At 64.4% G+C, this 9,466-nt stretch carries 9 protein-coding genes and 1 tRNA gene; 5 read left to right on the top strand and 5 right to left on the bottom strand.

Going from position 1 to position 9,466, the window contains the following annotated elements:
* The 3 genes from PKA57_RS14610 to PKA57_RS14600 form a co-directional block, all read right to left on the bottom strand.
* Positions 1–1,470, bottom strand: a 1,470-nt coding sequence (locus PKA57_RS14610; RefSeq protein ID WP_324301836.1) for a filamentous hemagglutinin N-terminal domain-containing protein, incomplete at its 3' end; no start/stop codon positions are given.
* A gap of 80 nt (positions 1,471–1,550) precedes the next feature.
* Positions 1,551–3,251, bottom strand: a complete 1,701-nt coding sequence (locus PKA57_RS14605; RefSeq protein WP_324301834.1) for a POTRA domain-containing protein — start codon at positions 3,249–3,251, stop codon at positions 1,551–1,553.
* Between the two features lie 295 nt (positions 3,252–3,546).
* Positions 3,547–5,595, bottom strand: a complete 2,049-nt coding sequence (locus tag PKA57_RS14600) for an HD domain-containing phosphohydrolase (protein WP_324301832.1) — start codon at positions 5,593–5,595, stop codon at positions 3,547–3,549.
* A 139-nt stretch (positions 5,596–5,734) separates the two neighbouring features.
* Here PKA57_RS14600 and PKA57_RS14595 point away from each other — a divergent pair, with 139 nt between their 5' ends.
* Positions 5,735–6,439, top strand: a complete 705-nt coding sequence (locus tag PKA57_RS14595; RefSeq protein ID WP_324301830.1) for a transglutaminase-like cysteine peptidase — start codon at positions 5,735–5,737, stop codon at positions 6,437–6,439.
* A 63-nt stretch (positions 6,440–6,502) separates the two neighbouring features.
* On the opposite strand, the gene PKA57_RS14590 is transcribed toward PKA57_RS14595, so the two are convergent.
* Complete coding sequence (locus tag PKA57_RS14590) at positions 6,503–6,868, bottom strand: carboxymuconolactone decarboxylase family protein (RefSeq protein ID WP_324301828.1); 366 nt, start codon at positions 6,866–6,868, stop codon at positions 6,503–6,505.
* A gap of 176 nt (positions 6,869–7,044) precedes the next feature.
* On the opposite strand from PKA57_RS14590, the gene PKA57_RS14585 reads away from it, so the two are divergent.
* The 4 genes from PKA57_RS14585 to PKA57_RS14570 are packed head-to-tail and all read left to right on the top strand — an operon-like array spanning position 7,045 to position 9,314.
* The gene (locus PKA57_RS14585; RefSeq protein WP_324301826.1) at positions 7,045–7,671 is read left to right on the top strand and encodes a hypothetical protein; all 627 of its coding nucleotides are present in this window, start codon (positions 7,045–7,047) and stop codon (positions 7,669–7,671) included.
* A gap of 52 nt (positions 7,672–7,723) precedes the next feature.
* Positions 7,724–7,903, top strand: a complete 180-nt coding sequence (locus tag PKA57_RS14580; RefSeq protein ID WP_324301824.1) for a hypothetical protein — start codon at positions 7,724–7,726, stop codon at positions 7,901–7,903.
* Between the two features lie 44 nt (positions 7,904–7,947).
* Complete coding sequence (locus PKA57_RS14575; RefSeq protein ID WP_324301822.1) at positions 7,948–8,136, top strand: hypothetical protein; 189 nt, start codon at positions 7,948–7,950, stop codon at positions 8,134–8,136.
* Positions 8,133–9,314, top strand: a complete 1,182-nt coding sequence (locus PKA57_RS14570) for a tellurite resistance/C4-dicarboxylate transporter family protein (RefSeq protein WP_324301820.1) — start codon at positions 8,133–8,135, stop codon at positions 9,312–9,314. Before PKA57_RS14575 ends, PKA57_RS14570 begins: the two co-directional genes overlap by 4 nt.
* A 76-nt stretch (positions 9,315–9,390) precedes the next feature.
* Here PKA57_RS14570 and PKA57_RS14565 read toward each other — a convergent pair.
* A tRNA-Phe gene (locus tag PKA57_RS14565) sits at positions 9,391–9,466 on the bottom strand.

Below are 9,466 nucleotides of genomic sequence, written 5' to 3'. Positions count from 1 at the left end.
ATAGGTGCCCGCCGCGACATTGACGGTCGCGCCGCCCGCCTTCGCCACATCGACGCCGTTCTGGATCGAGCCGGAATTGGCGACATTCACCACAGAGCCCTGGCCCGACAGCGTCTTGCCCGAGCCGAGCTTGATCGTGGCGTTGAGGTTGATCGTCAGATCGCCATCGGGGTTCTGGTCGTTGAGGGCGAGATTGCCCGCACCGGAGCTGTTGATCGCGCCATCGACCGTGATCGAATTATTGGCGGCGAGCGTGACGCTCGTGGTCAGGAGCTGATTGACCACCGTGCCATTGGTGATGGTCGAGGCATCGGGGTCGACCGCTCCCGCATTCGCGCCATCGGTAACGGTCAGATCGTCCGGGTCGATTGTCCAGTTGCCCGTCTCGCCCCTGGGCGCGAGTGTGTTGACCGAGATGGTGCTGGCGATCTCGACCTTCTTGCCGGAGGTTTCGATGGCGCCGCCATTGCCTCCTTCCGCGCCACCCTTCGCGGAGAAGGTGCCGTCATAGCTGCCGGACTTGTTGGCATAAGCCGTGATCGTGCCGCCATTGCCATTCGTGCCGCCATCGGCGCGGAGCACGGCGTCGCCCGTGGTGGTGACGTTGTCGGCGGTGAGGACGATCGCGCCGCCATCCTCATGCACGCCCGAAGCGAGAACGGTGCCGGAAACGTTGACGACGGAATCGACGACGGCGCTCGCCGACTTCGCGGTCAGATTGACCGTGCTGCCTTCGGCGATGAGCTGGCCGGACTGGTCGACAAGCGCATTGTTTGCCCCGAGGCCAATTTCGACGAGCTGGTCGCCCGCGAGATCGAGCGTGAAGGTCGTGCCAGCCGCCAGCGTGACCTTGCCGACGCGCGCGTGAATGACGCCGCTGTTGCGGACGGCCGGCGCCACGAAGGCCGCAAGGCCGCCATCGGCAATGGTGATCGCGCCTTCATTGGTGACCGAGCCGCCATCCGCGCCGGAAAGCTGGAGGCGCGTGTCGCCGCTCATGAAGGACTGGACGCTGATGTTGCCGGTCGAGGCGACGATGCCGGCGACGTCGATCTGCGCGTTCTTGCCGAAGAGCACGCCGTTCGGATTGAGGATCCAGACCTGGCCGTTCGCGTTGAGCGTGCCCTGGATCTCGGTCGGATTGGCCGAGCCGTTGACGCGGTTGACGGCGATCGAGGACGAATTGGGCTGAACGAAATTCGTTGTCGCATTCGAGCCGATGTCGAAGCTGCGCCAGTCGATGACCGTTCGGTTCGTGGACTGATTGACTGTCAGCGTCGCGCCGGACTGATTGAAGGTGGCGGCGCCGCCGACGACGTTCGGATCGACAGGAAGGGCGTTGGGATCGAGGGCGAAGGCGGACCCGGCGCTGAAAGCGAGGCCGAGAGCGCTGAACGTGGCTGCCTGCCGCGTCAATGCGGTGGAAGTCAGCAGGCTGAACTTACGACGATTGAAGATATCGTTTCCCATTTCACGCCAGGGCCTCGCGGCCCACCCCCTCATAAATGCTTGAGTTTTCAATCTGCTTTCACAACACCGGAACGCAGAACTCAGAACGACATACCCATCGAGAAATAGACACGCGGATCACGATCTCCCTCGGCCGCGACCTTGCGCGTCAGAGGCTTCGCCACTTCCAGCGAGAGCTTTGCCCGGTCCCAGGCTGCAAGACGCACGCCAATGCCGGTTGAGGCGAGAGATTCACGCTGCTTCTCGCCGGGCAGAGGCTGCACCCGCCAGACCGCGCCGCCTTCGTAAAAGCCGTAGAACTGCACGCCCGACACGAAAGCCGCCCGCTCGATCGCGTTCCATTGCAGCTCGGCCTTGCCGCCGAGCCCCTTGTCGCCCGTCAGCTCCGACGGGTCGTAGCCGCGGCCATAAACGAGACCGCCGAGGCCGAACTGTTCCGAAGAGAGAAGACTGTCCCCGAACGACGTCTGGCCGATCGCGCCGACGAGCAGATTGACGTCGGGGATGAGCGGCTGCAGGCGCGTCACCTCGAAATTGACGCGATGGAACTTGCCATCGGCATTGAGACGCGAGCGATTGGCGTCCGACATGGTGGAGGCGCCGAACACGTCGAGACCCTGCGTGAAGCTCGCCGACAGCGTGGAGTAGCCGCCCAGTGTGTCGAGGGCGTTCACATAGACACCCGCATTGACCGACCGCACATGGTCGTTGAAGAGCGGCTTCACGAGAGCGTCGTCGGATTTGGAATCGCGGCTCGTCACCCCGCCCTGCACGATGACGTTGAGGTCACGCGAGCGGATGAAGGGATAGGAGAGCGACGCCTCGAAGGTTGTGGCGCGGCCGCGCGTATCGAGCAGCGCCAGCGTGGAGCCGGGCTCGGTGCGTGTGTGGCTGAGCATCGTGTAGAGGCGCAGGCCCGAAGCATTGAGCGGCTGGTCGAAGCTGATCGCGCCGAATGCGACCTCAGGGCCACCCTGGGGCGCGACCACCGCCGTCAGCCCGAGCTGGCCGGCCGTGCCGAACACGTCATTGGCGAAAACCGCGCCGGTGATCTCGATCGGGCCGAGATATTTGGAACCGCGATTGTCGACGCCGATATAGGCGTTGAACGGATGGCGCTCGGCGAGCAGCGTGAGATCGGCCGCGCCCGGCGTCGTCGCCGAGGGGGTCAGAACGCTGCGAATCCTGAAACCGGCGAGATCCTGCGCGAGCAGCAATTCGCGCTCGAGCACTTCCGCCGTGAGCGGCCTGATCGCGGCGATGCGCCGGCCATGCTCCTCGAGGAGCGAGCGGGCGCCGCCCGCATCGCCTTCGATCGTCACCTTGTCGATGAAGCCTTCGACGATCTTGATCTGGAGCTGGCCGTCATTGATGCGCTGGGTCGGAACGATGGCGCGGGCGAGAATGTAGCCCTGCGCGCGATAGGTGGCGGTCACGCGGCTCGCCAGTTCGAAGACCTGCGCGAGCGAGATCTCCTTGCCGATATAATCCTTGGCGAGGCCCTGGAGCGTCGCGTCAGGCAGCGTCGCGTTGCCCTCGAAGGAAACGCTCGTCAGCGTGAAACGATGCGCGGCGGCCCCTTCGGGCGCTTTCTGTTCGGGGCTTGCGGGAATTTCGATCGGAACGCCGACGGACGGCGCTTCCTGCTGCGGGCGCAACCTTTCGCCTTCGCGGCTCGGATTGACAGCGCTGTTGATGTCGACCGCATAAACGCCGCCGGCCGAGAACAGAAGACCCGCGACAGCAAAGATGGTGGCGCAGCCTACGCGATGAAGTTTCATTCCCCCGCCCCTCAAGCCCCGAAAGTCCGGGCCACAGAATTTGCGACCCCTCGAGAAATATTTAAGAAAAATTTAACGTTTCAACAGATAACCCGGCGAATTGCTGACGATCAAGGGGGGTAGACGAATGAATCGTCGCACCTCGGACCTGCTTTCCGGCGGACATGAACTTGCGTCGCCTGAAAAACATCTGTGGACGAATCAACCGATCTTTTTTGAATCAGGCAGTTAGCGGATGAATCCGGAGCAGAGTCATCGCAACGCAACAGGCTCGCGGCCAGACGGCCACACTCGATTAAAAATTTCGCATGGTTAACGGCGCGGCGCCCGAATCCCGCCCGGCCGCGACAAGTTCGCGCAGCGCCTCCACCGTCTCACGATCCATGAGCACGGAAGATGTCAGTTCAGCGATGGCTGCGGCCGGCGAATTTTGCGTTCTATAGGTACGCGGACTGACGAGCGCGACAAAACCATTAGCGACAACGATAATGCGCGCCTCGCGCCGGACCGGCCGCTCCGGATCGTCGAGAGTGCGCATGCCGTTCATCAGCTCATGCGCCTCGCTCAGAACGGCGCCGATCGGCAGATCGAAGGGAACTTGCGCCAGCAAATTCAACCACTTCCTGCCGCCTGTGGAAAATTTCTGCCTTTCGTCCGGCGCCAGTGCGCCCGCCCTCGTCAGCAATTCGTCCGAGACGAAGAGCTTGCCGACATTGAGGAGGGCGCCCGCGATTTCCGCGGTTTCGATTTCTTCGGGCCCCGCGCCAGACGCGCGGGCAAGATCGGCAGCGAGCGCCGCCACCCGACGCGAATGAGCGGCCGCGCCCGGATCGCGCTGGTCGATGGCATCGAGAAGAAGATCAGTAAGCGCCCAGTAGAACCGCGCCTTCTTCTCCCTCTGTTCCACGGCATCCGTAATATCGTCGATGCTCAGAAGCGCGCCGCCCTGTTCATCTCCGCCTCTGAAGGGAGCGGCCGTCACCGAGAGGGCGCGCCCGCCCGCGTCGCGGATTTCGCCGACATTCACGATGCGCCCCTGCCGGTCGCTCTGCTCGGCGGCGCGGAGGGCGGCGTCCGCCATCTCCGCCGGCAGCGCCGCGCGGAGCGGCCTGCCTGCCAGCAGCGCCGGTTCGGCCCCTGCCTCCCCGGCAAAGCGGGCATTGGCGAAGACGATGCGCTTGTCGCGGTCGGCAAGGACGAGGCCGCCCGGATAGGTGTCGGCGACCATCTGCAACATGCGCTCGCGGCGCTGAAGCGCGGCTGCATGCGCGCGAGCGACAATCGCGGCCTCGACGGCGTTCACGCTCACGCCATGCCGCCACAGCGCGAAAACGCCGGCAATGACCGCGAGAAGGCAGAAGAGAAGGCTCACGAGAAGCGTGCGGAGGCGCTCCGTGACGCCGCCAAGCGCAAGCTCGCCATCCACATGGGAGACGGCGACAAGGGATGAACCGGCGACGGGACTTGCGACCAGCAAGGCCATCCGCCCGTCAGGGCCTGGACCGGCCTGCAGCGTGCCCGGGGCGCCCGCCGCCTCCAGCAGTCCGGCATCGCCCTTAGCGTCCTGCCGGAGCAGGCGAGCCGCCTCCCCGCCATTGCGCCCGTCGAGCCGGAACGTGCCCTCGGCTCTGCGGTCGAGAAGCGTGACGCCCACATCGAAACCGCTTCTGGCCTCCAGCACCCGGAAGAACTCCTCGCCGAGAGGCGAGGCGGCGACGAAGTAGCCGACCGGCGTGGCATCCGGCGATTGGGCCTGCATTGCCGGGACCGGAGCGACGAAAGCCATCGCCGCGCCGCCGTCCCCGAAAACGGGCAGGGCCCCGCCCGCGGCCTTCACTTCCGCGAGCCGCGCCTTGATCGCCTCGAAGGAAGGCGAATAGCCGGGGCTCGATGCGACGAGCGATCCGTCGGCGGCAAAAAGCGCCACGCCGCCTGATCTTGCCGACTGGTTTGCAGGGGAAGCGCCTGCGGGACCGAAGGGCGCACGCAGCCCGAGCGAGGCGACATAGCTGCCGACGATGGCCCGCTTCGCCTCGCCCTCGGCCACGCGGCTGCCATCGCCCCCGGCAAGCGCAAGCTCCGACATGTATATCTGCACGGACGGGTTCGAGGCCGCGCTCCGCAACGCGCGCTGGCGTTCGGCCATCCACTCTCCGGCCGCGCCGCTGACGCCCGAAGCCGAGGCGGAGAGGCGGTCTTTCCAGCGCTGAAGCTCGAAATCCCGCTGGTTTCCCACCAGCCAGAAGATCCACCAGATGGCGAGCAGGGCGGCCAGAACGATCGCCACGCCCGCCCAGAGCGCCCCCTTGCCGCGCCGCATCCCGGAAAGCCCGCGAATTCGCACTCGCTCGTCCTTTCTGCCGGCCGCGCGCAACACGCAGCGTCCGATTCCGGCGGATGATTAGAATCAGAACGATTTACGCAACCCGGCCTTAATATCACCAGCAGCAAAATCGCATGAGGCAAATCGGATTCATTCCCTCATGCGGCTCGCAGGTTTCATTCTTGCCACCGGCATGGCGCTTGGCGCCTTTACGGGCGATCTGCGCGCTGCGGAACTGTTCGCCGAAGGGCCGGGCTCGTCCGATTTCGCCATATTTCCCGGCTGGCAGCGGGTCATGACGCAAACGGCGAAAGACATTGCCGCCGCGAAGCCCGCGTCCGAGCCCGCGAAAGCAGCATGCACCGCCGGGCAGGACTGCCCCATCGAGCGCTGGAACGCCTTCATCGAGGAAACGCGCAAACTGCCGAAGGATCAGCAGCTCGAGGCCGTCAACAAATGGGCGAACGCCCGCCCCTATGCCGAAGACTGGGCGAACTGGGGACTGCCCGACTACTGGGAAACGCCGAAGGAATTTCTGACGCGCGGCGGCGACTGCGAGGATTATGCGATCGCGAAATATTACATGCTGGTCCGGCTCGGCTTTTCGCCGGACGATCTTCGCATCGTCGTCGTTAACGATACCAACCTCGAAATGTTTCACGCCGTGCTCGCCGTCCGCAAGCAAGGCGCGCCGACCGTCCTTCTCGACAATCAGATGCCGCAAGTCGTGCCCATGGCGCTCATGAGCCATTACCGGCCCTTCTACTCCCTCAACGAGAAGGGCTGGTGGATGGCCGACGAGCCGCAGGTCGCGCTCAATATCGCGCCTCGACGGGATGAGATTTTCGCCGCCGCCGGCCGGTGACGCGCAGAGCCCGATAGCGAAGGCAGCGGGAGGACCGGCAACGGGGTTCAGCCTGCGGGCCCCTTATGCGCCCGCGGACCCCTTATGCAAATGAGCGGCTTCAAGCTCCTCAAGCGTCGCCAGCGCCAGACTGGAATGGGCATAGGCGCCACCGGCGCGCATTTCCGCCGCAACCCAGATCGCTTCCATGATCTCCTCCGGGCTCGCTCCGGCGCGCTTTGCCGCCTTGGTGTGGCCTTTTATGCAGTAGGGGCACTGCGTGACATGGGCGACGGCGACCGCGATCAGCTGCTTGGTCTTGCCCGGCAAGGCGCCATCCCTGAAAACAACCTCGCTGAAGGCCCGGAAGGCCGCTTCCGCATCGGGCGCCAGGCTGCGGCGCTTGTCGGCAAGCGCCTTTGTCGGATTCGGATAAAGAGTGTCGCTCATGGATCGGCTCCTGTCGTTTCGATCGCGGATGGGGTGAAGACAGAAAAATCGTCGCGCCGGGCCATGCTGCGCCGCCCCGGATTGCCGGTCAAACAAATATGCATTAAAAATGCTTGTTATGGCGCCGACCGCCCGCATTGTGGCGCGCGCCACCCGCCCATATGCCGGAGGACAGGATGGACTTTCCCGCCTTCTTTGCCGAAACGCCCACCATCACGCTGCGCGATCCGCTCGCCGTCTTTCTCGGCGCCTCGAAGAGCGGCGTGATCACATACACCTATGCCGATGCCGTGAAGCTGGCGGGCCATTCATGCCCCACTGTGGCCGGCGCCTATCTCATGGTGCGCCGCGGCCTTCATCATCTCTATGGCGAAGAGATGCCCGAACGCGGCGGCATCGAGGTCTATCTGGGCGCCCCGCGCGACCAGGGCACGACGGGCGTCATTGCCGCCATCGCCACGCTTCTGACCGGCGCGGCGGCGGAAACGGGCTTTGGCGGGATCGGCGCATCACGTCGTTTCTCGCGCCGCGATCTCCTGCATTTCTCCGCGCCGATCGACGGCCTTCTGGCGCTTCGGCGGCGCGACAATGGCCGCGGCGTCCTTCTCGATCTCGACATGGGCCCCGTGCCGGCGGCGCCCGAAATGGGGAGCCTCTTTCCCCGGGTCGCGGCGGGACAGGCTGATGAAGACGAGGCGCTTCGCTTCGCCACGCTCTGGCAGGCGCGCGTGGCACGCATGCTGACCGGGCATGCCGACGATCCCCATCTCGTCCGGCTCAGCGAATGGCAAGCCACGAACTGAGCACATGGATTCGGTCTGCGGAATATATGTGCGGACGGGTCCGCGAAGAGGAATGGAAGGAGACGGCATCGCCAACATGACCTGTTCCGCGCTTGTCATCCTGCATCTCTTTGTCGCCATCATGTTTGTCGGCACGGTTTTCTTCGAGGTGCTCATCCTCGAAGCCGTCCGCAAGACCAGCGCCCTGTCAAAAACTGGCATTTCGATTGCCTGTTTGTGCCGCCCATCCTAATGTCAGGGCCGATCGTCCCTTGAAACGGGCCAGACGGACGCGAAATGCTGAAGCGCATCGCCTGCGCAAAAAGCGACAAGGCAGAAGATGCGCTCGAGAAGGGCGACGGGCTGGAGAATCACACTTCCGATCAGGGCATCACGATCTATTGGTGGATGGCGATCATCGTCGGGCTCGTCCTGTGGGCGGGCCTGATCGCGGTGATCATTTGGTTCGCATACGCACTTTCGTGATCCGCCTCGCTGGCGCGAAACCGCGGCGGGCCGGGCTGCCTGTTGCGGCGGAACGGCCCCGATTGCATAAAGACGGCTTCGTGATGAGTGCATCGGGTGACGAAATGGCTTCTGGAAGCCGGCCGGATCCAACGCAGGAGAGTTCCGGCCTCGCGGGCATGTCGTCTGCCTATTTCGGGCTGGTGATGGCCACCGGCATCGTCTCTCTAGCCGCCTTCATGCTGGGGCACAGGCCGCTGGCCATGGCCCTTTTCCACCTCAATACCGTGCAATACGCCCTCTTATGCGCGCTTTACGCGCTGCGCGCCTGGCGTCATCCGCGGCAATTCTTCGGCGACATGCTCGCCCATGCGACCGGCCCCGGCTATTTCACCGCCGTCGCAGGCACCGGCATCCTCGCCAGCCAGTTCATGATTCTGCAAGGCGACACCGCCATGGGCAAAGTCCTGTGGCTTCTCACCGCCGTGCTGTGGCTTGCCCTCACCTACACCATCTTCGTGGCCTTCACCGTCAGACGCGAGAAGCCAACACTCGACAAGGGCATCAATGGCGGCTGGCTGCTGGCGGTGGTGGCCACGCAAGCCCTGTCGGTGACAAGCGCTCTGCTGGCGGCGCGAAATGGCGTGCCCTATCGTCTGGAACTCAATTTTCTCGCGCTCGCCACATGGCTGTGGGGCGGCATGCTCTACATCTGGATGATGGCGCTGATCTTCTATCGCCATAATTTCTTCCGGCTCTCGCCCGACGAGCTGACACCGCCCTACTGGATCAATATGGGCGCCATGGCGATCTCGACGCTCGCCGGATCGCTGCTGATCCTCAACGCACCACAGGCGCCGCTCCTTGCCTCGCTGGCGCCCTTCCTCAAGGGCTTCACCATCTTCTACTGGGCGGCCGGCAGCTGGTGGATCCCCATGCTGCTGCTGCTCGGGGTCTGGCGTCACGGGCATCAGCGCTTTCCCCTGCGCTACGATCCACTCTATTGGGGAGCGGTCTTTCCGCTCGGCATGTATGCCGCCTGCACCTGGCAACTCGATCAGGCCATTGGGCTCGGTTTCCTGGCCGGGCTGACCCGGGCTTTCTTCTACATCGCCCTTCTGGCCTGGGCCCTCACCTTTGCCGGGATGCTGCATGATCTGGCGCGGCGGCTCCGGCACAGGCCCGCCGGCCCATCATGATGCCAGAAGCCGGGACAGGCGGGGAGCAGCGCAAGAATGCGGCTCGGCTTTCAGCGGACGACTATGAAAGTGGGAATGGTGCCCAGGGGCGGAATCGAACCACCGACACTGCGATTTTCAGTCGCATGCTCTACCAACTGAGCTACCTGGGC

This window comes from Parvibaculum sp., assembly GCF_035325945.1.
GTDB lineage: Bacteria > Pseudomonadota > Alphaproteobacteria > Parvibaculales > Parvibaculaceae > Parvibaculum.
This window is presented reverse-complemented; position numbering and strand designations above follow the sequence as displayed.